This is a genomic window from Actinoplanes sp. NPDC051513 (genome assembly GCF_044454685.1).
In the GTDB taxonomy this organism is placed as follows: Bacteria; Actinomycetota; Actinomycetes; order Mycobacteriales; family Micromonosporaceae; genus Actinoplanes.
In genome coordinates this window covers 212,164-238,084 of the sequence record NZ_JBITDW010000010.1, presented here as the reverse complement: position 1 = coordinate 238,084, position 25,921 = coordinate 212,164, and the positions used below count along the sequence as shown (strand labels likewise).

The 25,921-nt window shown below is 70.2% G+C and carries 25 protein-coding genes and 2 riboswitches; of the genes, 12 read left to right on the top strand and 13 right to left on the bottom strand.

Features of this window, described 5'->3' with window-relative positions; translation table 11 throughout:
- Positions 1–28: 28 nt before the first annotated feature.
- From ACIA5D_RS30255 to ACIA5D_RS30245, 3 genes are all read left to right on the top strand, one after another.
- The gene (locus tag ACIA5D_RS30255) at positions 29–472 is read left to right on the top strand and encodes a hypothetical protein (protein ID WP_396033703.1); all 444 of its coding nucleotides are present in this window, start codon (positions 29–31) and stop codon (positions 470–472) included.
- Between the two features lie 242 nt (positions 473–714).
- The gene (locus tag ACIA5D_RS30250; protein ID WP_396033702.1) at positions 715–1,188 is read left to right on the top strand and encodes a cysteine dioxygenase; all 474 of its coding nucleotides are present in this window, start codon (positions 715–717) and stop codon (positions 1,186–1,188) included.
- Entirely contained in the window at positions 1,182–1,589 is a 408-nt protein-coding gene (locus ACIA5D_RS30245) for a rhodanese-like domain-containing protein (RefSeq protein WP_396033701.1), read from the top strand. The genes ACIA5D_RS30250 and ACIA5D_RS30245 overlap by 7 nt, the downstream gene beginning before the upstream one ends.
- Positions 1,590–1,599: 10 nt before the next feature.
- Here the strand turns inward: ACIA5D_RS30245 and ACIA5D_RS30240 are convergent, their stop codons facing one another.
- On the bottom strand, positions 1,600–3,273 hold the full coding sequence (locus tag ACIA5D_RS30240) for an MFS transporter (RefSeq protein WP_396033700.1): 1,674 nt from the start codon (positions 3,271–3,273) through the stop codon (positions 1,600–1,602).
- A gap of 52 nt (positions 3,274–3,325) precedes the next feature.
- On the opposite strand from ACIA5D_RS30240, the gene ACIA5D_RS30235 reads away from it, so the two are divergent.
- From ACIA5D_RS30235 to ACIA5D_RS30225, 3 genes are all read left to right on the top strand, one after another.
- Positions 3,326–4,039 (top strand): TetR/AcrR family transcriptional regulator, encoded by a 714-nt coding sequence (locus ACIA5D_RS30235; RefSeq protein WP_396033699.1) that lies wholly within the window; start codon positions 3,326–3,328, stop codon positions 4,037–4,039.
- A gap of 82 nt (positions 4,040–4,121) precedes the next feature.
- Positions 4,122–5,657, top strand: coding sequence for a diguanylate cyclase (locus ACIA5D_RS30230; protein ID WP_396033698.1), 1,536 nt, complete (start codon positions 4,122–4,124; stop codon positions 5,655–5,657).
- Between the two features lie 473 nt (positions 5,658–6,130).
- Positions 6,131–6,448, top strand: coding sequence for a helix-turn-helix domain-containing protein (locus ACIA5D_RS30225; RefSeq protein WP_396033697.1), 318 nt, complete (start codon positions 6,131–6,133; stop codon positions 6,446–6,448).
- Positions 6,449–6,463: 15 nt separating this feature from the next.
- On the opposite strand, the gene ACIA5D_RS30220 is transcribed toward ACIA5D_RS30225, so the two are convergent.
- On the bottom strand, positions 6,464–7,021 hold the full coding sequence (locus tag ACIA5D_RS30220; protein WP_396033696.1) for a hypothetical protein: 558 nt from the start codon (positions 7,019–7,021) through the stop codon (positions 6,464–6,466).
- 133 nt (positions 7,022–7,154) lie between these two features.
- Complete coding sequence (locus ACIA5D_RS30215; RefSeq protein ID WP_396033695.1) at positions 7,155–8,153, bottom strand: LacI family DNA-binding transcriptional regulator; 999 nt, start codon at positions 8,151–8,153, stop codon at positions 7,155–7,157.
- 73 nt (positions 8,154–8,226) lie between these two features.
- Here ACIA5D_RS30215 and ACIA5D_RS30210 point away from each other — a divergent pair, with 73 nt between their 5' ends.
- The gene (locus tag ACIA5D_RS30210; RefSeq protein WP_396033694.1) at positions 8,227–9,462 is read left to right on the top strand and encodes an MFS transporter; all 1,236 of its coding nucleotides are present in this window, start codon (positions 8,227–8,229) and stop codon (positions 9,460–9,462) included.
- Between the two features lie 57 nt (positions 9,463–9,519).
- Positions 9,520–9,948, top strand: coding sequence for a hypothetical protein (locus ACIA5D_RS30205; RefSeq protein WP_396033693.1), 429 nt, complete (start codon positions 9,520–9,522; stop codon positions 9,946–9,948).
- Here the strand turns inward: ACIA5D_RS30205 and ACIA5D_RS30200 are convergent.
- Entirely contained in the window at positions 9,942–10,271 is a 330-nt protein-coding gene (locus tag ACIA5D_RS30200; RefSeq protein WP_396033692.1) for an Atu4866 domain-containing protein, read from the bottom strand. The genes ACIA5D_RS30205 and ACIA5D_RS30200 overlap by 7 nt on opposite strands.
- A gap of 88 nt (positions 10,272–10,359) precedes the next feature.
- The gene (locus ACIA5D_RS30195; protein WP_396033691.1) at positions 10,360–10,959 is read right to left on the bottom strand and encodes a TetR/AcrR family transcriptional regulator; all 600 of its coding nucleotides are present in this window, start codon (positions 10,957–10,959) and stop codon (positions 10,360–10,362) included.
- A gap of 179 nt (positions 10,960–11,138) precedes the next feature.
- Between ACIA5D_RS30195 and ACIA5D_RS30190 the strand changes: the two genes are divergently transcribed.
- On the top strand, positions 11,139–12,035 hold the full coding sequence (locus tag ACIA5D_RS30190) for an ABC transporter permease (protein ID WP_396033690.1): 897 nt from the start codon (positions 11,139–11,141) through the stop codon (positions 12,033–12,035).
- A complete protein-coding gene (locus tag ACIA5D_RS30185; protein WP_396033689.1) occupies positions 12,028–12,804 on the top strand; it encodes an ABC transporter ATP-binding protein in 777 nt (258 codons plus the stop codon). The genes ACIA5D_RS30190 and ACIA5D_RS30185 overlap by 8 nt, the downstream gene beginning before the upstream one ends.
- A gap of 23 nt (positions 12,805–12,827) precedes the next feature.
- On the opposite strand, the gene ACIA5D_RS30180 is transcribed toward ACIA5D_RS30185, so the two are convergent.
- Positions 12,828–13,802 carry a coiled-coil domain-containing protein gene (locus tag ACIA5D_RS30180; RefSeq protein ID WP_396033812.1) on the bottom strand — a complete coding sequence of 325 codons (975 nt, stop codon included), beginning with the start codon at positions 13,800–13,802 and terminating at the stop codon, positions 12,828–12,830.
- A 40-nt stretch (positions 13,803–13,842) separates the two neighbouring features.
- A riboswitch (cyclic di-AMP (ydaO/yuaA leader) is annotated at positions 13,843–13,992 on the bottom strand.
- A gap of 208 nt (positions 13,993–14,200) precedes the next feature.
- Positions 14,201–14,351: riboswitch (cyclic di-AMP (ydaO/yuaA leader) on the top strand.
- Positions 14,352–14,354: 3 nt separating this feature from the next.
- Here ACIA5D_RS30180 and ACIA5D_RS30175 point away from each other — a divergent pair.
- Entirely contained in the window at positions 14,355–15,398 is a 1,044-nt protein-coding gene (locus ACIA5D_RS30175) for a coiled-coil domain-containing protein (RefSeq protein ID WP_396033688.1), read from the top strand.
- Between the two features lie 56 nt (positions 15,399–15,454).
- On the opposite strand, the gene ACIA5D_RS30170 is transcribed toward ACIA5D_RS30175, so the two are convergent.
- The 6 genes from ACIA5D_RS30170 to ACIA5D_RS30145 all read right to left on the bottom strand — a co-directional run bounded on the left by ACIA5D_RS30170 (position 15,455) and on the right by ACIA5D_RS30145 (position 24,725).
- Entirely contained in the window at positions 15,455–17,821 is a 2,367-nt protein-coding gene (locus tag ACIA5D_RS30170; RefSeq protein ID WP_396033687.1) for a glycoside hydrolase family 65 protein, read from the bottom strand.
- A 61-nt stretch (positions 17,822–17,882) separates the two neighbouring features.
- The gene (locus ACIA5D_RS30165) at positions 17,883–18,623 is read right to left on the bottom strand and encodes a beta-phosphoglucomutase family hydrolase (protein WP_396033686.1); all 741 of its coding nucleotides are present in this window, start codon (positions 18,621–18,623) and stop codon (positions 17,883–17,885) included.
- A gap of 91 nt (positions 18,624–18,714) precedes the next feature.
- Positions 18,715–19,185, bottom strand: a complete 471-nt coding sequence (locus tag ACIA5D_RS30160; RefSeq protein ID WP_396033685.1) for an ATP-binding protein — start codon at positions 19,183–19,185, stop codon at positions 18,715–18,717.
- 92 nt (positions 19,186–19,277) lie between these two features.
- Positions 19,278–20,570 carry an ABC transporter ATP-binding protein gene (locus ACIA5D_RS30155; protein WP_396033684.1) on the bottom strand — a complete coding sequence of 431 codons (1,293 nt, stop codon included), beginning with the start codon at positions 20,568–20,570 and terminating at the stop codon, positions 19,278–19,280.
- A gap of 145 nt (positions 20,571–20,715) precedes the next feature.
- Positions 20,716–22,866 carry a CDP-glycerol glycerophosphotransferase family protein gene (locus ACIA5D_RS30150; RefSeq protein WP_396033683.1) on the bottom strand — a complete coding sequence of 717 codons (2,151 nt, stop codon included), beginning with the start codon at positions 22,864–22,866 and terminating at the stop codon, positions 20,716–20,718.
- On the bottom strand, positions 22,863–24,725 hold the full coding sequence (locus tag ACIA5D_RS30145) for a DUF5941 domain-containing protein (protein ID WP_396033682.1): 1,863 nt from the start codon (positions 24,723–24,725) through the stop codon (positions 22,863–22,865). The genes ACIA5D_RS30150 and ACIA5D_RS30145 overlap by 4 nt, the downstream gene beginning before the upstream one ends.
- Positions 24,726–24,923: 198 nt before the next feature.
- On the opposite strand from ACIA5D_RS30145, the gene ACIA5D_RS30140 reads away from it, so the two are divergent.
- Complete coding sequence (locus tag ACIA5D_RS30140; protein WP_396033681.1) at positions 24,924–25,106, top strand: PspC domain-containing protein; 183 nt, start codon at positions 24,924–24,926, stop codon at positions 25,104–25,106.
- Between the two features lie 45 nt (positions 25,107–25,151).
- On the opposite strand, the gene ACIA5D_RS30135 is transcribed toward ACIA5D_RS30140, so the two are convergent.
- Positions 25,152–25,892, bottom strand: coding sequence for a DUF4230 domain-containing protein (locus ACIA5D_RS30135; protein ID WP_396033680.1), 741 nt, complete (start codon positions 25,890–25,892; stop codon positions 25,152–25,154).
- Positions 25,893–25,921: the final 29 nt, after the last annotated feature.

The following is a 25,921-nucleotide window of genomic DNA, read 5'->3' as shown; positions in this document are numbered from 1 at the left end:
GCGCGGGCGGGCGCGCCGAATGGTGGGCATGACCGCGGCGTGCGTGCTTTCCCGAAGCGGGCCCGGATCCGAAAAGGAACGGGTCGACGACCGATACCGGCTGATCACGGTGATCGGCCAGGGCAGGACGGGCCGTATCTGGCTCGCCGAGGACGAGCTGCTGTTACGCACCGTCACGGTCGAGGAGTTCGCCACCGAGGCCGCGGCCCGCGAGGCGCTCGACGTCCGGTTGCACGACCCGGCCGCCGCGAAGATCTTCAACGCGATCCCCTGGGACGGCCGGTGGTGGGTCGTCATGGAGTACGTCGCGGCCGAGCCCGCGATCGGCATCGCGCGCCCACCGGCCACGGCGGCCCGCGGCGTCGCGCGTGCTGCCGGCGCTCGTCTCCCGGCCCCGCCGGCGACCAGGCTCAACTGGCGCGGCTGCGCCGCCGTCCCCGCTCCCACATCGCGGAACAGATTTGACCGCTGATCATCGCCACGCCACCATGAGGGTCATGCAGCGGACGGGTATCCCTCTCGTCGCCGATCTGGCGACCGATCTGGCGCACTGCGCCAGCGCTTGCTGTCCCAGCTGAGCTGCGATTTTCGGCGTCTCGTAGTACTGATCGGCTGACATTCCGCCCCACCTGCCGGGCCAGGCGCTATCCTTGGCCGCATTAGGGCGGTAAACCTATAGGACCGATAGGCAATGGATACAATCGAGGAGCTTTTGTGACCGCCGTCGACGTTCGTCTCGACCACCTCGCCATCGCGACCCGGTTCGCGGCCGGCCCGGAGCACTGGCCCGTCGCCCCGCGCTTCAACCCGGTGAGCCGCTGGTACGAGCGCCTCCACGTGGCCGACGACCACGAGGTCTGGCTGCTCACCTGGCTGCCCGGCCAGAGCACCGACCTGCACGACCACGGCGGCTCGGCCGGCGCGTTCCACGTCTTCGCCGGCAGCCTCACCGAGGACACCGTCACCACCACGGCCGGCGGGTCACCGCACCTCACCGGCCGTGAGCTCGGCGAGGGCGCCGGCCGCCGGTTCAGCACCCGGCACATCCACCGCATCACCAACCGCTCCTCGCGCCCGGCGGTGAGCATCCACGTGTATGGCCCGGCGCTCACCACGATGACCCGGTACCGCCTCGGCCGGGACGGTCTCGAGGTGCGCACCGTCGAGAAGGCCGGGGTGCAGTGGTGACATCGCTGCTGACCCCGCCCGCCGGCTCGGTCGGCATCGACGAGATCCTGGCGAGCGCCCGCGCCCGCCTCGACCGGGTCGGCCCGCACGAGACGGCCACCGCCCTGCGCCGCGGCGCCGTCCTCGTCGACATCCGCCCGGCCGCGCAGCGAGCCGAGTTCGGCGAGTTCCCGGACGCGATCGTGATCGAGCGCAACGTCCTGGAATGGCGGCTCGACCCGCGCAGCGAGGCCCGGCTGCCGTTCGCGAACAGCTACGACCTCGAGGTGATCGTCACCTGCCAGGAGGGCTACACGAGCAGCCTGGCCGCGGCGTCGCTGAAGGACCTGGGCCTGCACCGGGCGACCGACCTCGCCGGCGGTTTCAAGGCCTGGCGCGAGGCCGGTCTCCCGGTTCGCTAGTGCGCGTTCGCTAATGCGCGCCCACCTCTTCGGGCCTGGCCTTCTTGGGAAGCAGGAAGGCCAGCCCGAAGGCGAGCAAGAGCAACAGCAGGGTCACCCCCGTCGTCCGGACCGTGGCGTTCTGGAACCCGGCGCGAACCTGCTCCTGCCCGTACGCCTGGATCTCCGGCGACGGTGAGCCGGCGCCGGTGCAGCTGGCCGGCACCACGTCGGGGTCGTCTTCCGCGGTGCGGTCGCGCAGGCAATCCCGCAGGCCGGCGATGACCGCGGGCTGCGCGTCGGACGGCACGCCCGACGTGGTGAGCACCGTCCGCAGCTCGGCGGCCGAGCCGTCCACGTGGGACGCCACCTGGCCGGGCAGGATCGCGAAGAAGATCGTGCCGAGGACCGCGATGCCGAACGCCCCGCCCAGCTGCTGTACCGAGGTGAGAGCCCCGGACGCCGAGCCGGTCTCCTCGTGGTCGACGCCGGCCAGCACGATGTTGAAGAACGGCGCCATCGCCAGGCCCATGCCGACGCCGAGCAGCACCATCGCCGGGATGAAGTGGTACGGCGTGATGCTCGCCCCCGCGAGCCGCACGGTCAGCGCGAACCCCACGGTCGCGACGATCATGACGGCCGTGCCGATGAGCAGCAGCTTGCGGCCCATCTTCTCGGCCAGCCCGGCGCCCGCCGCGACGAAACCGGCGACCGTGCCCAGCGCCTGCGGCAGCGTGGTGAGGCCGGCCTTGAGCGGCGAGTAGCCGAGCCCGATCTGCAGGTAGAACGTGAAGACCAGGCCGGTGCCGATGAGCGAGGCGAAGAAGACCAGGCCGACCGCGAGACCGCCGGAGAAGGCGCGCTTGCGGAACAGGCTGGGCGTCACCAGCGGGTCGAGCCGCCGGCGTTCGCGGCGGGTCTCGTACATCGCGAACAGGCCGAAGACGATGATGCCGACGGCCAGCAGCAGGAAGCACCACACCGGCCAATCCAGCTCGCGGCCCTGCACCAGCGGGTAGAGCAGCAGGAACGCGCCGACCGCGGCCAGCAGCACACCGAGCACGTCGAGACGCGGCGCCCGCTCGCTCTTGAACTCGGGCAGGAACTTGATCGCGCCGAAGACCGCGAAGACGCCGAGCGGCAGGTTGATGAAGAAGATCATCCGCCAGCCCGAGCCGAAGTAGTCCGCGTCGACGAGCCAACCGGCCAGGACCGGGCCGGCCACCGAGGACAGGCCCATCACCGGCCCGAACGCGCCGAACGCCTTGGCCTGCTCGCGGTCGGAGAACATCTGCTTGATCATGCCGAGGCCCTGGGGCAGCATGACCGCGCCGAACAGGCCCTGCACGGCCCGGCCCACGATCAGCTGGGTCGGCGACTGGGCGATGCCACAGGCCAGCGAGGCGACTGTGAAGCCGGCGGCGCCGATCAGGAACATCCGGCGGCGGCCGTAGATGTCGCCGAGGCGGCCGCCGGTGAGCAGGCCGATCGCCATGGCGAGGGTGTATGCCGCGCCGAGCCACTGGATGAGGCTGTACGACCCGCCGAGCTCGAGGCGGATCGACGGGCCGGCGATGTTGGTGACCAGGGCGTCGAGCAGGTCCATCACCTCGACGCTCAGGATCACGAAGAGCGCCACCCAGCGGTAGCGGTAGGCGCTCGCAGCGGGAAGCCTTGCGGCGTTCTGAACGGTGTTCGTTGTCACGAACACCGTTCTACTAGCGAACATCGTTCGCGTCAAGGTAAATTGGCCGACAATGAAGGAGTCACCGTTCCTCCGGCGGGCGATCAAGCCGCAGCGCACCGCCAAGGCCCCGTTGAGCCGCGACCAGATCGTGCAGGCCGCCCTGCGCATCGTGAAGGTCGAGGGCATCGACGGGGTCAGCATGCGGCGCATCGCGGCCGAGTTCGACACCGGCCCGTCGAGCCTCTACGCCCACGTGACCAACAAGGACGAGCTGCTCCAGCTCATGTTCGACGAGATCTGCGGCCTGATGCCGATCCCCGTGCTCGAGCCGGCCCGGTGGAAGGAGCAGATCCTCGAGATGGCCCGGGCCGGCCATCAGGTGCTGCTCGACCACAACGACCTGGCCCGCGCCGCGCTCGCCACCATCCCCACCGGCCCCAACGCGCTGCGCATCTCCGAGGCGATGCTGGGCACGATGCTGGCCGGCGGCGTCCCGCCGCGAGTCGCCTCCTGGGCGATGGACCGGATCTTCCTCTACATCACCGCCGACGCGTACGAGATGTCCATCTGGCGCGGCGAGGTGGGCGTGGCCGGCTCCGGCCGGGAGAACTTCGTCGTCGAGCTCGGCAACGACCTGGTGAGCTACTTCGAGCAGCTCCCCGAGGAAGAGTTCCCCAACCTCCGCAAGCACGCCAAGGACATGGTCGGCGGCGGTACCGACGAGCGTTTCGAGCTCGGTTTGGCGATGCTCGTCGACGGGCTCGACAAATATGTCACGAAATGAGCGATCAACGATGTCTTCAACATCGACCATGCCGGGCCGTCACCCATAGTTGATCTGACCGGTTTTGTTGATACTGGGTCGCATGGAAGGCCTACCGGTCCCGGTCACCGCGTTCGGTCCGCTGCATCTGCACGCCCTCCGCGTGCACCGGCTGGCCAACACCGGCCGCGGGCACGAGGCGATCGAGGCCGCCGACGCGTACCTGGCGCTGGCCCGGCTCTGCGGCGACCGCAAGACCATCCCGTTCCTCGTGCAGGGCAAAATGTACGCCAACCTGCACATGGGCCGCTTCCAGGAAGGCGCCGAGCTCGCCGCCGAGCTGCTGCGCATGCACCGCGCCGCCGGGTCGGCGCTCGGCGAGGCCAAGACCCTGTGCGACCTGGCCCAGTTCGACGTGCTGCGGGTCCGCTACGTCGACGCCATGCGCAACCTGGCCCGCGCCGCCGTGCTCCTCGACGTCCCGCACCCCGGCCGCGACCGGCGAATCTCCGCGCTCTGCTCGTTCGCCGAGGCCGCCACCGCCGCCGAGATGTACGAGACCGCGGCCGCCAGCTACGAGCAGCTCAGCGAGGCCACCTCGGCGTTCGACCTGGTGCACGCGACCACGCTGCTCTACTGGGGCCTGCGCCTCGACCACGTCGGCCGGCACGACGAGAGCGCCACCCGCCTGCGCCGCAGCGCCGCGATCACCCGCCGGCACGTCGACCAGCGCCCCGACGACGTCGGCGCGGCCGCGATGCTGGCGCTCGCCCAGGCGAAGCTCGGCGACGTGATCCCCGCCGAGAAGCTGGCTCGCGACGCGATCCTCCCGTTACGCGCGGCCGAGAGCTTCCAATACGCCCGGATGGCCCACCTCGCGCTCGGCATCAGCCTGCGCGCCCAGGGCGCCCTGCACGAGGCGCGTACCGAGCTGATCGCGGCCCGCGAGCTGTGCGCCTTCGGCGGCCGCCCCGACGAGAAGCCGATCATCCGCTTCGAGCTGGCCATCACCGCCCTCGAGATCGACGACGGCCAGTCCAGCCGAGACATGTTCGACGCGGTCGAGGGCCAGACCCGCGAGCTGTGGCGGGTGCGCCTGCAACGCCTGGCGATGCTCCGCCAGGCCCGCCAGCAGGAGGAGGCCGAGGCGGCGAGGGCCAGGGCCGAGCGCGAGGTGCTCCGCGACCCGCTCACGGGACTGGGCAACCGCCGCCGCTTCGACCTGCTGCTGCACCGCATCGACTCGGCGAGGCTGACCCCGCCGCTGGTCCTGCTGTTGGTCGACGTCGACCACTTCAAGGCGGTCAACGACGCCTACTCGCACTCGGTCGGCGACCGGGCACTGCGCGAGGTGGCCCGCATCCTTCGCGCGCACTGCCGCGCCGAGGATGTCCCGGTCCGCTACGCCGGCGACGAGTTCACACTCTTCCTCCGCGGCGATCTGACGGTGGGCCGGGAGGTGGCCGAGCGCATCCGCACCGCGGTCTCCCACTCCGACATCATCCCCGGCGTGCGCCTCACGGTGAGCGTCGGCCTCGCCACCCTGACCCCCGACATGACCGGCGACGCCTTGTTCCGAGCGGCCGACGACCGCCTGTACGCCGCCAAATTCAGCGGCCGCAACACCATCGCTTCCTAACCCCCGTTCGAGCCACATCGCCGGAGTCACGCTTACCACACGGACAAACTGCCTTTTCCGTACGGCGTCGGCCCGCCCACAAACGCAAAAGCGCCCGGCCCGTTCGAGCAGCGCGATCTCCTGCCAAGACAGCCCGTGCCGCGGCCACCGGGCTGAGCGCGGTGGCCGGCCTACCCATGCCGCGGCGCATGCGTGGTCGCGGTAGGCGCAGCCCGTCGCCGTTTCGGTGGCCACGCCGGACCGGGATGGCCAGATTGGGCCGCGATGGCCAGACTGGGCCGCGATGGCCAGACCGGGCCGCGATGGCCAGACCGGGCCGCGATGGCCAGACCGGGCCGCGATGGCCAGGCTGGGCCCCCGGCCTGGCCCCCCGGCCAGGTGCCTGCGTGGCCGGCGTGGATGCGGCCCGTCGCGGCGGCCGAACAGCGATACGAGGTCTACTTGAAGGAACGCGGCGATCGGGAGGACGAGGCATGAGCGAGTACTCGCGCTGGCGGGACATCCGAGCCGAGTACGTCGAACGGGCGGGCGGCGAGGAGGCGGTCGCGGCCGGCAAGCAGGAGCTGCTCGCCGCCGTCGTGGGACACCGGCTGGCCGAGGTGCGCCGGGCCCGCGGGTTGACGCAGCAGCAGGTCGCCGAGCGGATGGGGATCACCAAGGGCCGGGTGTCACAGATCGAGCAGGGCAAGGTCTCCGGCCAGGACGTCGTCGCGCGCTACGCCGAGGCGCTGGGTGGCCGCCTCCATCAGGCGATCTACTTCGACGACGGCGACATCGCCGCGATCGCCTGATCGACGCCCACGCCGCTACAGGGGTTTCACGACGCCGGATTTGCCGCTGTAGAGGCTTCGGGCGCCGTCGGCGCCGCGTGGGGTGTCCGGGGCGTCCAGCCAGATGATGTACGGCGCGCCCGACGTCAGCCCCGTGAGCGTGGTCGACACCGTGCAGCCGGAGCCGGCGTTGACGGTCGCCCAGGACGGCTCGGGCTGCGGACCCGCCACCAAACCCTGTGGGACAGCCGTGATGCGGTAGTAAGACCCGTACGCCGAAGGCCATTCGATCTTGAATCCGCCCGCGACCGGGGTGATGTTCATCGGGATCAGCACCTGCCCGGAATCGGGCCGGCCGACCGCGCAGGACGCCGAGTCGGTCGGCAGGAACGACACCGGCGGCAGACCGGCCGGGCGCGAGCCGGTGTACCACGAGTCGCGCGGGCCGGGCGTCGGGCTGCCCGAGTCGAGGAGCACCCACGGCCCGGAGGTCGGGGTCGGCGACGACGAGGCGGTGGGCGACGGTGTGCCGCCGCAGCCGGTCAGCCAGAGCGGCAGTGCCGCCAACGCCAGCGCGAACGACCGGCCTCGCATCCGACCCCTCTCCTAGCCCCTACCTCCCGATCGGCCTGGGCGCCGCCGCGCTTAGCGACGGCGCGAACACCCAGCGCCGCGCCTGCAGGTCGTCGGTCACCCCCACTGCCGCGCGCAGGCCGAGGATTTATTTTCATCGCGGCGGCCCGGTGGTGCCCCGGATGACCAGGTGCGGTGGGATCACGGTCTCGCGATGGGCGATGGGCGTGCCGGCGATGCGCTCGACCGCGCGGGACACCGCGAGTGTGCTCATCGTGTCGATGTCCTGGGCGACCGTGGTCAGGTCGATGTGGGCGAGCCGGCTGAAGCTGCTGTCGTCGTAGCCGACCACGCTGATGTCGCCGGGCACCTCGAGACCGCCGCGGCGCAGGCCGTCGAGCAGGCCGGTGGCGGCCAGGTCGTTGAACATGGTGACCGCGGTCGGCGGGTCGTCCAGCAGGCGCCGGGCGGCCCGGGCGCCGTCCTCCTCGCCGGAGCCGCCGGGGATGACCCGGATGAACTCCTCGAGGCCGTGGCGGCGCATCGCGTCCTTGTAGCCCTGGCGCCGGTCGCCGGATGCCACCCAGCGGGCGCCGTCGACGTGTGCGATCCGGCGGTGGCCCAGCCCGACCAGATGGTCGACGGCGAGGGAGAGACCGCGCGAGTCGTCCGTGCGCACCACGTCGACGGCCCGGTGACGTACGGCCTTGAACATCACCACGACCGGCATGCGCTCGGCCAGCGCGGCCAGCTCGGTGGTGGGCGACAGCGGGCCGAGCAGGATCAGCGCGGCGCAGCGGTCCTGGAGCAGGCCGGCGAAGGCGGTGCGTTCGTCGCGGCGCGGGGTCACGGCGCTGAGCGTCAGCTCGTACCCGATCCGGTCGGCCGCGTCGTAGAGGCCGGTCAGCACGTCGTCGTGGAACGGGTGCTGGACGGCGAAGACGACCCCGAGCAGCCGGCTCTGGCCGCTGCGCAGCAGCCGGGCTCGGCTGTCGGGCTGGTAGTCGAGGCGGCGGGCGACCTCGAGGACCCGCAGGCGGGTGGCGGCGCTGGCGCCGGGGGCGTCGCGCATGACGATCGAGACCAGCGCGACCGAGACGCCCGCCTCGGCCGCGACGTCGGCCAGCGTCGGTCGCCGCTCCCCTGCCCGCATGACCGGGAAGTCTACGTGTGATCACTAGAACGTTCTACGATGCCACCATCTAGAACGTTCTAGAGTCGAGGACGTGGAGAAACTCACCGCCGGCCGCCGCTGGGCAGCCCTGCTCACCCTCGCCCTCGGCGGCTTCGGCCTGGGCCTGACCGAGTTCGTGGCCATGGGCCTGCTGCCCGACATGGCCCGCGATCTGCTGCCCGACGCGTACGCGCACTCCAGTGCCGACGCCGTGGCCCAGGCCGGCTGGATGATCACGATCTACGCGCTCGGCGTCGTGGTCGGCGCCCCGACGATCGCCGTGCTCACCGCCCGCATGCCACGCCGCCGCCTGGTGGTCGGCCTGCTGGGCCTGTTCGTGATCGGCACGGTGGCTTCCGCGCTCGCGCCCACCTTCGGCCTGGTGCTCGTCGGCCGGTTCGTCGCGGCGCTGGCCCACGGCGCGTACTTCGGCGCGGCCGGACTGCTCGCCGCCGCCATGCTCGGCCCCGGCAGCCAGGGCCGCGGCTTCGCCGTCGTGCTGGGCGGGCTGACCGCGGCCAACGTCTTCGGCGTACCCCTGATCACCAGCCTCGGACAGGCCGCCGGCTGGCGGATCGCCTATCTCGCCGTGGCCGGCGTCTTCGCGCTGACCCTGGTGGCCGTGCCCCTGGTCGTACCCGAAGTCGCGGCACGCCCCGACGGCTCGCCGCGCGACGAGCTCGCCGCCTTCCGCCTGCCCCAGGTCTGGCTCGCGGCGCTTGTCGGCGCGGTCGGCTTCGGCGGCTTCTTCGCGGTGAACAGCTACATCGCGCCCGTCACCACGCACGTCACCGGCTTGAGCGAGTCGGCCGTCCCGTGGGTACTGGCCCTGATGGGCCTGGGCATGACCGTCGGCAACGCCGTCGGCGGCATCGTCGCGGACCGCAACCTCGAGCGCACCGTCCTGCTGGGTTTCGGCGGCATCGTCGGCACGGTCGCGCTGTTCGGTCTCGTCGCGCGCTACCCGGTCGGCCTGTTCGCCGCCGCGTTCCTGGTCGGCGCCGCCAGTCTCTTCCTCGGCCCGGCCCTGCAGGCCCGGCTGATCGCCGTCGCGCCCGGCGCCCAGCTCATGGGCGCCGCCGTCAACCAGTCGGCCAGCAACGTCGCCAACAGCGTCGGCGCCGCCCTGGGCGGCGCGGTCATCGCCGCCGGCTGGGGCTACCTCTCCGCGGCCTGGATCGGTGTGGCCCTCGCCGTCAGCGGCCTGGGCCTCGCCGTGCTGAGCTTCCGCCTGGACGCCCGCAAGCCGGCCGAGCCGGCGCCCGAGCCGGAGCCGGCGCTCGCTTAGCGGTGGTTTTGCGCGGATTGAACACATCCTGAGCGGCGGTCGTGATGTGCTCGACGCATGCGCAAGGTCATCAGAACTCTGTTCACCGTCTGCGCCATCGCGGTGCTCACGCCGGCCGTCGCGTCGCCCGCCCAGGCCACGTCGCCCGCCCAGGCCAAGTCGGCCGCCCAGGCCACCAGGATCGTGCTCGATCGCGAGGGCGGCTTCGCGGGACTCCGGAACTCGTACGTGGTCGACCGCTGGACCGACGGCGGCCGGCGGCCGCTGCGGATGGCCGGGAGCAACGCGTTCCTCCGGCTGCGCGGCTCGTACCAGCCGGCGAACCCATGCTGCGATCTCTTCGCCTACCGCCTGACCGTCACCTATCGCGGTGGCTGGCAGAAGGTGGTCTCGACCGTCCAGGGCACCGCCGCGCCGAGCATCCTGTGGGACGTCATCGCCGACGTCCAGCGCGTCGGTGTGGACAACGGCGCGATCAGTCAGTAGCCCACCGGGCTCAGGTGGTACCCGGCCATCTCCAACTCACCCTCGCCCAGCATCACCGGCGTGTAGAGCCCCGAATCATCGCTCAGAGTCATCGTCGCGCCGTCGATGTGGTAAGTCCCGTGTGCATGGCGTTTGCGGCCGGCGACCTGCCCGTCGTACGTGCCGTCGTCGAAGATGTCGAGACGGACCGTGCCGTCCTCGCTCAGCCAGACACCCACCGGCGCCGTGGTTCTGACCCTCGCCGGCTTGCCGGCGTCGCCCATCGCGCGCTTCAGCAGGGCGCTGGCGTCCAGGGCGTGGGTGTCGACGACGCGCTTGCGCATGGCGGCTCCTGGCTCGAGGGAGGGAACGGCCTCTAACTTCGGCCTCGCGGGCCGATCTCGGAGTGCAACCGGGTTGCGGAACGGGAGTTCAGCTCGACGCGCGCAGCGCCGCCGTCACCGCCGTGATCATCTTGTCGAGGTAGTCGTCGCCCAGCGGGGTGCGCGCCACCGCGAGCCGCCAGTAGAGCGGGCCGAGGATCAGGTCGACCGCCACGTCGGGGTCGGTGCCCTCGGGTAGCTCGCCGCGGGCCATCGCCTGGCCGATAAGCTTGTCGCCGACCGCCTGCTGGTGGGTGCGCAGCGCCTTCTGGAGGGTCTCGGCGATCTGCGGGTTGCGGGATGCCTCGGCCATCAGGTCGGGGATGATCTGCGACGCGATCCGGTGCTGGAGCGCGCGGCTTACGATCATCATGAGCAACTGGAGGTCACCGGCGAAGCTGCCGGTGTCGGGGAGCGGGACGCTGCGGCCCGCCACGTCCGAGACGATCTCGAGGACCATCTCGAGCTTGTTGCCCCAGCGCCGGTAGATCGCGGTCTTGCCCACCCCGGCGCGGCGGGCCACGGCTTCGATGGAGAGCCGGCCGTAACCCACGTCGGCCAGCTCCTGCATGACCGCGTTGCGGATCGCCACGGTGATGTCGCCTCGGAGCACTGCCGCTCCGGCTGGTGCACGCTTCGCTGTCGCCACGCGGTCACTATACGCCAGGACGTAACGGTTGCGTTCCGCCGTTTGGTCGGTTAGCCTTCCGTCACGTCGATACGAAGCCGTTCCATCGACAGCGGCTTGACATGCTGAATGTTGTGTTCTCGCGGAAAGCAGCAGGACCCGATGACCCCCTCGGGCCGACGAGATCGGAGCACCACCCCATGGCTCAGACGACCGTCGTCGAGTCCTACACCGGGCCGACCCCCAAGGAGTTGGCCCGGAAACATGGACTAGGCGCAGCCGGACGACTGCCCAGCCTGCCGGAATACACCAGGCAGATCTGGTCGTACCGGCACTTCATCTGGGAGTTCGCGAGCGCCAAGGTCTCGGCCGCGCTGGGCAACACCCGGCTCGGCATGATCTGGCAGGTGCTGACCCCGCTGTTCAACGCGGGCGTCTACTACGTGATCTTCGGCGTGCTGCTGAACACCAAGCACGGCGTCAGCAACTTCATCCCGTACCTGTGCACCGGCGTCTTCATCTTCGGCTACACGCAGGCGGTGGTGCAGGCGAGCGTCCAGGCGATCAGCGGCAACCTCGGCCTGATCCGGGCGCTGCACTTCCCCCGGGCCAGCCTGCCGCTGTCGATCACCCTGGTCGAGGCGCGCAACATGATCGCCTCGATGACCGTGCTGATCTGCATCGTGCTGTTCACCGGCGAGCCGGTCACGTGGGAGTGGCTGCTGCTGGTCCCGGCGCTGATCCTGCAGACGATCTTCAACGCGGGCTTCTCGATGCTGGTCGCCCGGCTCGGCTCCAAGCTGCACGACCTGCGCCAGCTCATCCCATTCATCATGCGCGTCTGGATGTACGGCTCGGCCGTGCTCTACCCGGTCACCCAGTTCACCGAGCACCTGCACGGGTGGAAGCTGGCCGTGGTCCAGGCGAACCCGATGCTGGTCTTCATCGAGCTCATGCGGCACGCGCTGATGGAGAACGTCGAGCTGGCCGGGCCGCCGCTGCGGCTGTGGATCCAGGCGATCGTCTGGTCGCTGGTCGCGGGCATCGGCGGGTACGCCTACTTCTGGCGTGGAGAGAAGGGTTACGGCCGTGGCTGACGACGAGCGGATCCCCACGATCATCGCGGACAACGCGCACATCATCTACCGCATCCACGGCTCGGTCTCGGCGGCGCAGAACTCGCCGGTGAGCAGCTTCAAGCGGCTGGTCACCCGCACCAAGAGCGCCGCGGTGCGCGAGGTGCACGCGGTCAAGGGCGCCAGCTTCGTGGCCTACAAGGGCGAGGCCATCGGGCTGATCGGCACCAACGGCTCGGGCAAGTCGACCCTGCTGCGGGCGATCGCCGGGCTGCTGCCGGTGGAGCCGGGCGGCGCGATCTACGCGGCCGGCCAGCCCTCGCTGCTCGGCGTGAACGCGGCGCTGATGAACGACCTCTCCGGCGAGCGCAACGTGACGCTCGGCTGCCTGGCCATGGGCATGACCCCGGCCGAGGTGAAAGGGCAGGTCAAGGACATCATCGAGTTCTCCGGCATCAACGAGCGGGGCGACTTCAGCTCGCTGCCGATGCGGACGTACTCGTCCGGCATGGGCGCCCGGCTGCGCTTCGCGATCGCCGCGGCCAAGAGGCACGACGTGCTGCTCATCGACGAAGCACTGGCCACCGGCGACGCGAAGTTCCGCAAGCGCAGCGAGCAGCGGGTCCGTGACCTGCGCGAGGAGGCCGGCACGGTCTTCCTGGTCAGCCACAGCGAGCAGTCGATCCGGGACACCTGCGAGCGCAGCATCTGGCTCGAGGGCGGCGTGATCAAGGCGGACGGCCCGACCGAGGACGTGCTGAAGGAGTACGAGACCTTCGTGAAGAAATGAGGTCTCGTACTCCTCCAGTCCAGCTATCTGACCGATAGATGCACGTGGTTGGTGTGGTCGCTCGACGGGTCGCCGTTGCCACCCGAGTACGACTTCCAGCCGCTCGAAGGCAGCCAGATGCGCCGGAACCAGATCACGTAGAGCACGCCGATCTTGCTCGAGTTGTTGATGAAGTAGTTCGCCAGGTTGTTCCCGTACGTCTTGCTGCTGCCGGTCGCCACCCCGCCGAACCCACCCTTGTCGGCCGCGAAGTCGCAGGCCCGGCCCTTCGGATGCTCGCCGCTGTTCTGCTCGCGGAAGCAGTGCACGTAGTGGGTGAAGCCGGCCGCCTGGGCCTGCTGCATGGCGTGCAGCATGCGCTGGGTGATGCGGCCACCGCTGGTCGGGTCGTCCACCATGCCGCTGCCACCCTGGAACGCGGACGCGCCCTTGCTGCTGCCGCCGTCGCTCGGCTGCGGGTCGTCCTGCCCGGCGTTGGCCGCCTTCAGCGCGCTCTCGGCCTGTGCCTTGCGCTTGGCCATCACGTTGACCTGCTTCTGCTGGTCACGGATGGTGGCCTCGATCGCGAGCTTCGCCTGGGCCTGGCCGTCGCGGGTGGCCTGGAGTTCGCCGAGAACGGCCTTCTCCTTGACCGCGACCGTCTGCAGCGTCTCGGCCCGGTCCAGGAATCCGCCCGCCGAGCCCGCGGTGAGCAGCGCGCTCATCGGCCCGAGCCGGCCGCTCTTGTACGACTGCTGGATGATCTGGTCGAACGCCTTCTGCCGGGGTCCTAGGTCGGCGTCCAGCTGCTTGAGCTGGGCGGTCAGCCCGGCCTGGCGCTTCTTCGAGGCGGCCAGCGCGTCCTTGGCCTCGAGGTAGCCCTTGGAGGCCGCCTCGACCTGCTCGATCACGGACTTGGAGCCGCCCTCGCCGTCGTCGCCGGTGTCACCCGGGGCCGCGGTGGCCGGGCCCGCGACCGCGATGGCCAGACCGCAGGCGGCCACCAGCATGGCGAGCATCGCCGCTAATCGCCGGCGGACAGTAATGTGCCGCACAAACTGTTCCTTCCGTCGGCCGCCGACCGAGTTAGCTGACGGGTTCGGGACGGAAGTTCCCTACCACGCCTCGTCTTGCGACTCGGCGCGGATTCACCCCAATGGAACTCATGGTTCCCCGGCTCGCCGAAAGGCGATTAGGCGGCGGCCCCCGGGCGGGGACCGTGACCGACCATACCCATGATATCGATTGATCGACAGATCTCGCACTCTGCGCCATTGCCCGATAACCGCCGGTCACTTTCTTACGGAACGTCGCCGAAGGATTACCGAATTTGCGTTTCCTGGGTCCTGAAGTGTTCAGCGACCTCGGGTAAACTCACCCGCGGCTCTGCCGCCGAAGGCGCCGCCCCCGAGGCGCCGGCAGGCCGCCGCCCAATCGCCGCGAGGCGAGCCGGGGACCCATGGTTACTTGGGGTGTATCCGCGCTGAGTCGCAAGACGAGGCGTGGTAGGGATCGCTTCCGTCCCGAACCCGTCAGCTAACCCGGTCGGCGGTAACCCGGAAGGAACCTGGATGACCGTACGCCCCCGTCGCCGGTGGCTGACCCTGGCCCTGGCGCCGCTCGTGGCTGTCTCGTTCTTTGCGGCACCCGCCGCGCCCGCGAGCGCCGATCCCGACGACTCGTCGTCGTCCTCGTCGGCTCAGCCCGACGAAAAGGGTGACGAGATCGAGTCGAACTCCACCCTCAACGACATCCTCGAGTCGTCGAACCGCAAGTTCGTACAGGCGAAGGCCGCGGTCGCGAAGTCGACCACGACCCAGAAGAAGCTGGCCGTCGAGATCAACCTGGCCGAGGCCAAGCGCGACGCGCTGATTCCCGAGGTCAACGCCATCGCATCGCAGCAGTACCGCACCGGCCACCTCGGCGCCGCGAGCTTCCTGCTCGGCAGCCAGGGGTCGGACGACTTCCTCGCCAAGGCGGTCTCGCTCGAGGAGATCAACACCCTGCACGACCGGAAGTTGCACGAGCTGAACGCGGCGATCGACGAGGTCACGGCGAAGAAGAGCGCGCTCGACGCCGAGGTGAAGCAGCAGCAGACCAACCTGGTCGCGATGAAGAAGCAGAAGGACGCGGCCGACAAGGCGCTCGCGCTGGTCGGCGGCAAGAACCTCACCGGCGGCTTCGTCGACGCCGTGTCCAAGGAGGCGGCGCCCGCCCCGCGCAACTCCGACGGCGGTTTCTCGCCGGAGAAATGCACGGTGAACGATCCGACCACGAGTGGTTGCATCACCGCCCGTACATTGCACATGTACCAAGAGGTGAAGAAGGCGGGCTTCAATCGCTTCGTCGGTTGTCACCGCAACGGCGGCCCGTTCGAGCACCCGAAGGGCCGGGCCTGCGACTGGTCGTTGCAGAAGAGCGGATTCTCGGTCGCGCACAACACCGACATGAAGAACTACGGCAACGACCTCATGGCGTTCCTGGTGCGTAACGCCGATCGGCTGGGCATCTACTACGTCATCTGGTTCCAGCAGATCTGGTTCCCGGCGACGGGCTGGAAGTCCTATCACGGCGCGAGCACTCACAAGGACCACGTACACGTCTCGATGCTTTAACGGCCCCGCCGAAGAAGGCCCCCGCGGCATTCCCGCGGGGGCCTTTTCAATATCGGTCAGTCCTGCGGCGCCCGGCGCACCGGAGCGCGCCCGGCCGGCTGGGTCGGCGACGGGCCGACCGGGCCCGCCGGCGGGATCGGCACGGTCACCGGCTTCACCTGGGTCACCTCGATCTCCTTGCCGTGGTGGCTCAGCACGAGGCGGGCCGAGCCGCCGCCGTTGCGCAGCGAGTACGTCACGTCGTCGGCCGTCACGTTCACCCGCAGCCGCAGGCCGCGCCAGAGCATCGAGAACTCCAGGTTGCCGATCCGGCTGGGCAGGCGCGGCGCGAACGACAGCTGACCGTTGAAGTCGCGCATGCCGCCGAGGCCGGCGACCAGCGAGATCCACGTGCCGGCCAGCGACGCGACGTGCACGCCGTCCCGCGAGTTCTGGTGCAGGTCGTGCAGGTCCATCAGCGCGGCCTCGCCCAGGTAGTCGTGGGCGAGCTCGAGGTGGCCGGTCTCAGCGGCCAGGATGGCCTGGATGCACGCCGACAGCGACGAGTCCCGGACGGTCCGAGCGTCGTAGTAGGCGAAGTTGCGCTGCTTCTCCTCCGGCGTGAACGCGTCGCCGCGAATGAACATCGCCATCACCAGGTCGGCCTGCTTGACCACCTGCTTGCGGTACAGGTCGAAGTACGGGTAGTTCAGCAGCAGCGGGTACGCCTCCGGCGGCGTGTTCTCGAAGTCCCACTCCTGGAGCCGGGTGAAGCCCTCCGACTGCTGGTGCACCTGAAGCTCCCGGTCGTACGGGATGTGCACGGCCGCCGCCGCGTCCCGCCAGGAGGCCATCTCCTCGTCGTCCACGCCGAGCTGGCGGGCCAGGTCGGGGTGGCGCTTGGCCGCCTCGACCGCGCTGAACATGTTCTGCTGGGCCATCAGGTTGGTGTAGATGTTGTCGTCCACAACGGCCGTGTACTCGTCGGGGCCCGTCACGCCGTCGATGTGGAAGCGGCCGTGCCGGTCGTGGTGGCCCAGCGAGCGCCACAGCCGGGCGGTCTCGATCAGCAGCTCGAGGCCGACCTCGCGCTCGAAGTCGTAGTCGCCGGTGGCCTGCACGTAGCGGCGGACCGCGTCGGCGATGTCGGCGCCGATGTGGAATCCGGCGGTGCCGGCCGGCCAGTACGCCGAGCATTCCTGCCCGCGGATGGTGCGCCACGGGAAGGCCGCGCCCTGCAGGCCGAGCGTCTGCGCGCGCTCCCGGGCCAGGTCGAGCGTCGAGTGCCGCCAGCGCAGCACGTCGGCCGCCGCGGCCGGCTGGGTGTAGGTGAGCGCCGGCAGCACGAACGTCTCGGCGTCCCAGAAGGTGTGCCCGTCGTAGCCGGGGCCGGAGAGGCCCTTGGAGCCGATCGGGCGCTGCTCGGCCCGGGCGCCGGCCTGGAGTGTGTGGAACAGGCCGAAGCGGACCGCCTGCTGCACCTCGGGGTCGCCCTCGACCTTGACGTCGGAGTGGTCCCAGAAAGCGTCCAGGTATTCCTGCTGGGCCTCGACGAGGCCCTCCCAGCCGTCCAGCCGAGCGCTGGCGAGCGCGGCGCCCACCTGGTCGCGGATGGCGGGCAGCGAGCGGCTCCCGGACCAGCCGTACGCGGCGAGCTTGACCACGCGTAGCTTCTGGCCCGGCTCGAGCTTGGTGGCGACCGTGGTGCGCAGCCAGTCGGGGTGGCCCTCGGTGGTGATGGCGTGCTTGCCGGGCGCCTCGACGAGGTGTTCCATGGCCGCGGCCATCCGCAGGTCGCTGGCCTTGGTGCGGTGCACCAGCAGGCCACCGGTGCGCTGCTCGAGCATCTCCTCGGCCTGCAGCGGGTGGTCGAGCACGGCCGCGACCCGCGGGTCCTTGCTCATCGGCGGCAGCTGCTCGTTGGCGACCAGCTCGGACTGCAGGATCAGCCGGCAGGAGGCGTCGAGCGGCTCCACCTCGTACAGGAAGGCGACCACGGCGCGCTGGGTGAACGAGACCAGGCGCACGGTGCGTACGCGGATGGCCTGGCCGGACGGGGAGACCCACTCGACGTTGCGCTCGAGCGTGCCGGCTCGCAGGTCGAGCACGCGCTCATGGGAGCGCAGCTCGCCGTACCGCACGTCGAACGGCTCGTCGTCGACCAGCAGCCGCATGAGCTTGGCGTTGGTCACGTTGATCATCGTCTGGCCGGACTCCGGGAATCCATAGCCGGCCTCGGCGTACGGCAGCGGGCGCAGCTCGTAGAACGAGTTCAGGTAGGTACCCGGCAGGCCGTGCGGCTCGCCCTCGTCCAGGTTTCCGCGCATCCCGATGTGCCCGTTGGCCAGCGCGAAAACCGACTCGGACTGGGCCAGCAGGTCCAGGTCCAGCCGGGTCTCCCGGATGTGCCAAGGGTCCACGGGATATGCCCGTTCACGGATCACGGTGGTGCCTCTCGCGAATGAAAAGAGAAAGACGTCGAAAGATATAAACGCTGATACGGGTTCAGCGCGTCAGGAGTTCGGACAGGTCCGTGACAACGATGTCGGCCCCGTGCTCCACCAAAGCGTCACGTTGTCCGACCCGGTCCACGCCGACCACGATCCCGAAATGACCGGCCCGACCTGCGGCAACGCCGGCCTGAGCGTCCTCGAAGACGGCACACGCCTCCGGGGGAAGACCCAGCAGTTTCGCCCCATACAGGAAAGTGTCGGGTGCCGGCTTGCCAGGCAAGTTTTGCTCGCGTGCGGTCACACCGTCCACGCGCTCCTCTATGAGGTCGGCGATACCCGCCGCCTCGAGCACGTCCTTGCAGTTGGCGCTCGCCGAGACCACCGCGCGGCGCAGGCCCGCGGCGCGTGCGGCCTCGAGGTACTCCACAGAGCCCTGGTAGACCTGGACGGCGCCCTCTTTGATCTTCTGCAGGACGAGGATGTTCTTTCTGTTGCCGAGCCCGTTCACGGTCGGTTGGTCGGGACCGTCGTCGGGAGTGCCCTCGGGCAGGGTGATACCGCGAGAGGCCAGGAAGGTGCGGACACCATCGGCGCGTGGCCGGCCGTCGACGTAGTCGTGATAGTCGGCGCCGGAGTCGAACGGCACGAACTCTTGCCCGTGCTGTGCTGACCACATCTGGAGGAACGCGTCGAACGTCTGTTTCCACGCAGCATTGTGCACAAGTGCGGTCTGCGTGAGCACGCCATCAAGATCAAAAAGGCATGCCGTCACATGCGGAGGTAGTCCGAGCACGCGCCCAATGTAGTCGCATGCGGCTCGCCGCGAGCACCGAAGGGCGGCTTCACATTTTCTGTGACCTTTACGCCCAGTTCAAACTGCTGTTTCAGGTGGATGTCGCCCGGCGTGGCAAAGCGATCCGCAGCCCGATCGTGGTACCGATCGGGCCGGTCGCCACCGTCACCTCGTCGCAGAGCTGATGGGCGAGCCAGATGCCCCGGCCGCCCACCTGGAACGAGTCGGGCATCTCGGGGGGCCGCAGGTAGCGCGCCGGGATGCCGGGGCCCGAGTCGGTGACCGTGCACCACGCCGAGCCGCCGGCCAGCCAGAGCACCGCGCGCCCCTGGCCGCCGGCGTGCAGCACGACGTTGGTGATCACCTCGTTGACCGCGAGCACGAAGCCCTGGAGCCGGTCGCCGGACAGGCCGACGGCGGCCAGCCGGCCGGACACCTCGTGCCGCACCACGGCGATCTCGTCCCGCCCGAAGCGCCGGTCGAGAAGCTGGGACGCGTCGGCAGGCGAGCCGGGCAGGACGGTCGACTCCGTAGCCGGCGCCGAACGCACGCTCTGTCCCATTCTCTCCTCCACCGTCGTGCAGCCTACGCGGTGTGCTCGTCCCGTGGCACGAGGCCTCTCAGAACAGATGCGAGATAGTGGGGAAGCCTGCGTTATCGCCAACCGACGTCGATGCGGGCGCCGCCCTCGTCGAAGAAGTGGAGCATGTCCATCCGCACCGCCACCGAGAGCGGGTGTCCAGGGGAGACGGCCGGATAGGGCGCCAGACGCACGGCCAGCTCGGCCGGCCGGCGGTGGTGCCGGCCCGGGTCGAGCACGCTGGTGCGCTCCTCGCGGGTCTGCACCGCCGTGGCGCCGGCGTTGCGGCCGGTCAGCTTCTGCAGCGCGCCGCCGAAGCGCCGGAGCGCGCCGCTCGGCTCCGGATCGGGCTTGCCGGTGCCCATCTCGTCGACCACGATCGCGGTGGCGCCGATGTCGAGATAGGCCAGCGACTCGTGCCCGTGGTGCTCGAGGTAGCGGATCCGGCCACGGAGCACGTCGCCCTGCACCTCGGGCGCCACCGGGGTGAGCGCCTCGGCCCGCATGCCGACCACGATGCGCTCCCCGTGGTAGTGCGCCACCGCCCGGGCCCGGATGTCGTTCCACGGCAGGTACAGCGCCTGCTCGCCGAAGTTCAGCGCGACGTACTGGTCGAGGTGCACGTAGACGGACGCCTCGAGCAGGTTCATCCGGGGCGAGCCCAGGAACGCTGCCACGTACAGGGTGGCCGGCCGCCCGTACACCTCGGTGGGGGTGCCGACGTCCTGGAGGATGCCCTTGCGCATGATCGCCACGCGGTCGGCCATGGTGAGCGCCTCGGCCTGGTCGTGCGTGACGTACATGGTGGTGACGCCGAGCTCGCGGGTGAGGCCGGTGATCTCGGCACGCAGCTCGGCCCGCAGCCCGCTGTCGAGGTTGGACAGCGGCTCGTCCATCAGGAAGAGGCCGGGGCGGCGCACGATGGCGCGGCCCATCGCGACGCGCTGGCGCTGGCCGCCCGAGAGCTGGCTCGGCTTGCGGTTGAGCACGTCGCCGATGCCGAGCGCGCTCGCGACGTCGCCGACCCGCTCGAGCCGGTTGTTCTGCTCCATACCGGACAGACGCAGCGGAAAGCCAATATTGTCATTCACCGTCATATGCGGATAAAGAGCAAAATCCTGGAAGACCATGGCAATGCTGCGGTCACGCGGCGCCAATTCGAGCACTGGGTCGCCATTGAGAAGGATGTCCCCTTCGGAGGGATCCTCAAGACCCGCGATCATTCGCAAAATCGTCGATTTCCCGCAGCCGGACGGGCCCAGGAGCACGAGAAACTCGCCATCGTCGACGTCGAGGCTCACGTGATTGACGGCAACCGTGCCATCGGGCCAGACCTTGGTGACGTCCTTGAGCAAGACGGTGGACACCGTCTCTACCTCCTGCCGGGAAAGTACGCAGTGATCCCGGTCCCACGAAGGCCGGCGATCTAGCTCACTTTGACGAGGAGTATCGATATGCCGCCATCGGGTGAACGTGCCATTTGCCCACAGTAACGGAACGATTACCCCGAAACTATCGCTGGTCGAGAAACACCCGGCGAACCACGCGCTCCGCTGCCCCGCCGTCGTCGAGGTAGCAGAACCGCTCCCGGAACGCGGCCCGCGCGGCGTCGTCGCGACGATCGTCGTTGAAGATCGCCACAAGCTCGTCATATGTGGTGGCGACCGGCCCGGGCGGCACGGCCATCAGGTCGAAGTAGACGCCGCGCAACTCGCGGTAGACCGGCCAGTCGGGCGCGTAGATCACCAACGGCTTGTCAAGGACTGCAAAATCGAACATCGCGGACGAATAGTCGGTGAGCATGACGTCGGCCGCCAGATAGAGGTCCTCGACCGTCCCGTACCCGGAGACGTCGACGATCCGGCGAGCGCCGACCGGGCGAGGAGTCCGGGCCACGTCGACATAGAAGTAATGCGCCCGGACCAGCAGCACCGTGTCGGGTCCCAGCGCGGCCGACAGCCGCTCCACGTCGAGCACCTGAGTGCCCTTGGGCAGCCACTCCCGATGCGTGGGCACGTAGAGCACGACCCGCTTGGCGGGATCGATCCCGAGCCGCTCGCGCATCGCGACGGCCTCCGCGTGGGTCGCGCCGGCCAGCCGGTCGTTGCGCGGGTATCCGACCTCGAGCGTCTCGTACGCGCACGGGTACGCCCGTTCCCACGCGATCGTCGTGTGCGCGTTGGCCGTGACGCTGAAGTCCCACCGGTCGGCCCGGCGCATCTGACCGGCGAAGTCGACGTCGCTCACCGAGGCCGGGTGGTCGAGCTGGTCCATCCCCATCATCTTGAGCGGGGTGCCGTGATGCGTCATCACGTGCGTGGTGCCACGCCGCTTGACCATCATGTTCGGCCAATTGACGTTGTTGACCGCAAATCGGGCGCGGGCCAGGGCGCGGTAGTACGGAAGCGAGCCGGCCACCACGTGGTCGACGCCGGGCGGGACGGCGGCCACCCGCGACGGGTTCACCACCCACACCGCGCGCACCTCCGGCACGAGCTCGGCGGCCTTCGCGGCAATCGCGGCCGGGTTACAGGTGACACCCCGGTACCAGTACGCGGCGTAGAGCGCGAGCCCCTTGTCGACGGGAAGCAGCAGCTGAAGCCGGTAGTACAGGCGACCGGCCGCCTGCCGGGACCGCTTGGCGAGCCGCCGGCGCGTACGGCTCAGCGCGGCCTGGGCCGAGCGTGCCACGCGCATCGCGACCTCCGCCGCGCGGAACGCCCGGTAGGAGCCGCGGGCCACGAGCCGGTAGCGGAGCCCCTCGCCGCCGCCGGGCGACGGAAATCCCGCCGGCAGCAGGTGGCGGTGATACATCTCGTTCATCCGGGCGAAGAAACGGCGTCGCGACGACGGCGGCACCCGGGTATCGTGCCGCAGCACCCGTGTGAGGTGCCAGAGCATCCGGCGGAAGAGCAGGCCACGTACGACATCGCCGGGCTCGGCGAGTTTGGCGCAGAGGCCGAGCGCGTGCTCCCAGTGGTCGAAGACCTCGAAGTGCCGGTCGCCGACGGTGCGGGTGATCGCCCCGGTGCGCCGCTGCCGGTAATGCACGCAGGTGCGCGGCAGCGCACTGATCCGGCGGGCGGCCAGCAGCAGCGGAAAGGTGAACGAGACGTCCTCATACCAGCCGGCCTCGAACGCCAGCCCGAGCCGCGCGAGCAGGTCGCGGCGGATCACCCGGTTCCACGCGACGTGCAAGGTCTCCAGAATCTGCGGGCACTCCTCAGCCGTGAAGACCCGGGGCGCGTCCCGGAGGATCCGCTTGGCCGAGCCACCCTCCACCCGGCCGTCCCCATGTACCCGGTCGAAGCCGACAACCAGCAGGTCGGCCTGGGTCGCGCGGAGTCGTTCGCGCACCGCTGCGAGCGCGCCGGCGGCCAGCCAGTCGTCGCTGTCCAGGAACCAGACGTAGTCGCCGCGGGCGTGCCCGAGGCCCAGGTTGCGGGCCAGGCCGAGGCCCACGTTGGACGGCGAGGTGATCACCCGGACGCGAGGGTCGCGGGCCGCGTACTCGGCCAGGATCCGGCCGCTGTAGTCCGGCGAGCAGTCGTCCACCGCCACGATCTCGAAGTCCTCGAAGCTCTGGCTCAGCAGCGAGTCGAGACACTGACCCAGATAGCCCTGGACCCGGTAGACCGGCAGAACGATGCTCAGGAACGTCACGAGCGCTGCCAGTCCGCGATCGCGTGCACCAGGAACGAGCCGCCCACCAGCGCGGCGAGCCCGGCCTCCGCCGCCGTCGCGTGCCCGGCGAGGGCGAGCGCGGCCAGCACCACCACCCGCACGTCCCAGCCGAACAGGGCGCCGCCGCGAACCCCGGGCGCGCCCTTCTCCATCCGGGCGGTCAGGTCGTAGTGGCGCAGGGCCAGCGTGAACAGCAGCAGGAACATCACCGGCGGCGGCACCGGGCCGGCCAGTCCCACCGCGACCACGAAGAGGTATTCGGCGGCCCGCAGGAACGCCGGGACCAGCCAGTCGAGCGGGCCGTCGTGCCGGGCCTTCGCCGGAATGCCGGCGGCGAGCAGCAGCAACGCCACGACCCCGATCGCCACCTCGGCCGGCGGGTCGAGCCGGCCGAACAGCAGCCCGGCGACCAGGGCCAGCGAGGCCACGGCGGCGAGCGCGGCGAAGGCGAGCGGCGCGGGCGCGCCCGGGAACGCGAGCAGGTGACGCACGAGCGGCCCGTCGTCGCGGTGCCGCATGGTGTCGACCTTGTCGAGCACGCCCACCCGCATCGAGATCGACCGCAACGAGCGAAGAGCCAGCGTGTACGCGAACGCGAGCAGCCCGACGCCGACCACGGCACCGAGGGCGACCCGCCCGTTGGTCAGCATGGCCAGCACGGCGATCAGCGCCCAGCGCTCACCGATCGGGAAGACCACGATCCGCTTGAGCCAGTACGCCGCCGAGCCGGTCTCGCCCTGCACCCGATTCGAGGCGGCGCTGAGCCGGGCGCCGACCCCACCGGCTGCGGGCGACCGTGGCCGGGAGGCGGCCTCGTCGTGCAGCGCGCCGTACCAGGTGTCGGTCATGTGCCGGACGGTCTGCAGCAGGATCGCGGCGATCGCCAGCGGCCACGCGTACGGCAGGCCGATCCGCTCGGCGCCGGCGGCGAGGCCGGCGTACACCGCGTACTCCTTGGCCCGGTCGGCCATGGTGTCGAGCCAGCCGCCGAACGCGCCGAACCGGCGGGTGTAGCGCGCCAGCTGACCATCGACGCAGTCGAGCACGAAGCCGAGGTAGAGCAGGATGCCGCCGGCGATCATCGCGGGGCGCGAGGCCTGCCAGAAGGCGAGCGCGGCGGCCACCGCGAACAGCACCGAGAGCCAGGTGACGGCCGTGGGCGACAGGCCGAGGCGGGCGGCGGCCCGGGTCACGATCGGCGACCAGGAGCTGACCGCGTACGTCGTGAAGAAGTCGTCCTTCTCCTTGACGGCCAGACGCAGGAGCGCGGCGTCCTCGTCGACGGCGGCGACCTCGGCCCGGGCGTGGGTCAGCTCGGCCGACGTGTGCACCTGCTCGGCCCGCAGCAGCCGCACCGGGGTGGCGACCGGCACCACGCCCGCATCGAGCAGGGCGGCCAGCAGGTCGGGGCGGTCGGCGACCTTTTCCAGCGTGGGCAGGTCGGCCGGGGCGAGGCAGAGGGCGCCGAGGTAGCGGACGGTGCCGCCGCCGGGCTCGGCCGCCAGCAGCTTGCCGCGGTCGTCGCGCAAGTCGCCGGCCGGGTCGGCCACGACCAGCGCGGTGCTGCGGCCGCCCGGCTCGGTGGCGAGCGTGCGGAGCAGGCTGGGGTGGGCGACCAGGTTGTCGGCGCAGATCAGCAGCCGCTGATTGGCGTCGTGCGCGCGCCGGGAGATCGCCCGCAGGCGTGCCGGGTCGCCGGGGCGCGCGGGATCGTCCAGGCGCTCCACCTCGGAAGCGCCTGCCGCCCGCAGCGCGATGACCAGGTCGTTCTCCAACCGGTCGGCGTCGCTCGGGTCGAGGGCATTGCCACTGCCGGCGGAGAGGACGGCCAGCGTCACGGAACTATCACCGCCTTGACTCCGGGCCCGTAATCGGCGTTCAGGTTAACAGCGAGTGTCTCTCGGGTACGGGTCACCCTTACGGGAACGGGGCCGCCCATCTCCGTCCGGAGGCCGAGGGAAGCCGGTCGCGGCGCCCTTACCGTCGAGCCTGGTCGCGGGGCACGCCCGTGACCACCCGAGAAGGAGTGAGTGACCGTGACCCGCCGCCTCGCCCGCCCCCGTGACGACCGCTGGATCGCCGGGGTCTGCTCCGGACTGGGCCGCCGCTTCGGACTCTCGTCCGGCGTGGTCCGCCTGATCTTCGTGATCTCCTGCCTGCTGCCCGGACCGCAGTTCCTCATCTACCTCATCCTCTGGGCCCTGCTGCCCAACGAGTGAGGCCGGGCCGGGGCTCGCGCCCCCGCCAGGGCGCGAGCCCGCCCCTCACGGGGTGGTGAACTCGACCGTCACCGAGGTGTAGCCGAGGCGGGTGAACAGGCTCTCCAGCATGCGCTGGGTGTTGTCGCGAGCCCGCTGGTCGAGGCCGCTCGACCGGGCCGCCTCGGTGATCCGCTGCTGGGCGGCCTGGTAGACCCGCTGCTGCTTGTCGGTGTCGCTCTTGAACGCGTCGCCGATGCTGGTCAGCAGGCCGCGATTCTCTTCGACGACGTAGCTCTTCTGCAGATCGAGCGCCGCGTCGCCCTGCTGCGGCGGCGGCAGGGTGATCTTGATGGTCTTCTTCTCGTTGTCGACCTCGAGCGCCTTGCCGGAGAGCGAGGAGAAGTCGACGTACTCCTCGACCGTGCCGGAGCCGACGAACAGGATCCGCCGGTTGAGCAGCCAGTCGGGGACGTACTTCCGGTCTTCCTGGAGGTCGACGATCACCTGGAAGGTGCCGTCGGCCGCCACGTATCGGCTGAGGTCGCGCATGGACTGCAGCAGCACCGGCTGGCTGCGGTCGGTCGTCTGGCTGTCGAACGGGTTGTCGAAGCTGGGCAGCACGTTCAGCGAGCGCAGCCCGAAGCAGGCGGCGACGATGACCGCGAAGACCACGCCGAAGAAGATGAGGACGCGAGCGACGATGCTCTTGCGTGGGGGATCGGGAACAGCGGCCGGCGACTGCTCGTCGTCGGGGACGGCCGGATATTCCCTCGTCGGTTCGTCGACATCCGGTGACTGGGACATACCAATAAGGTACGAGGGGGATACGACAC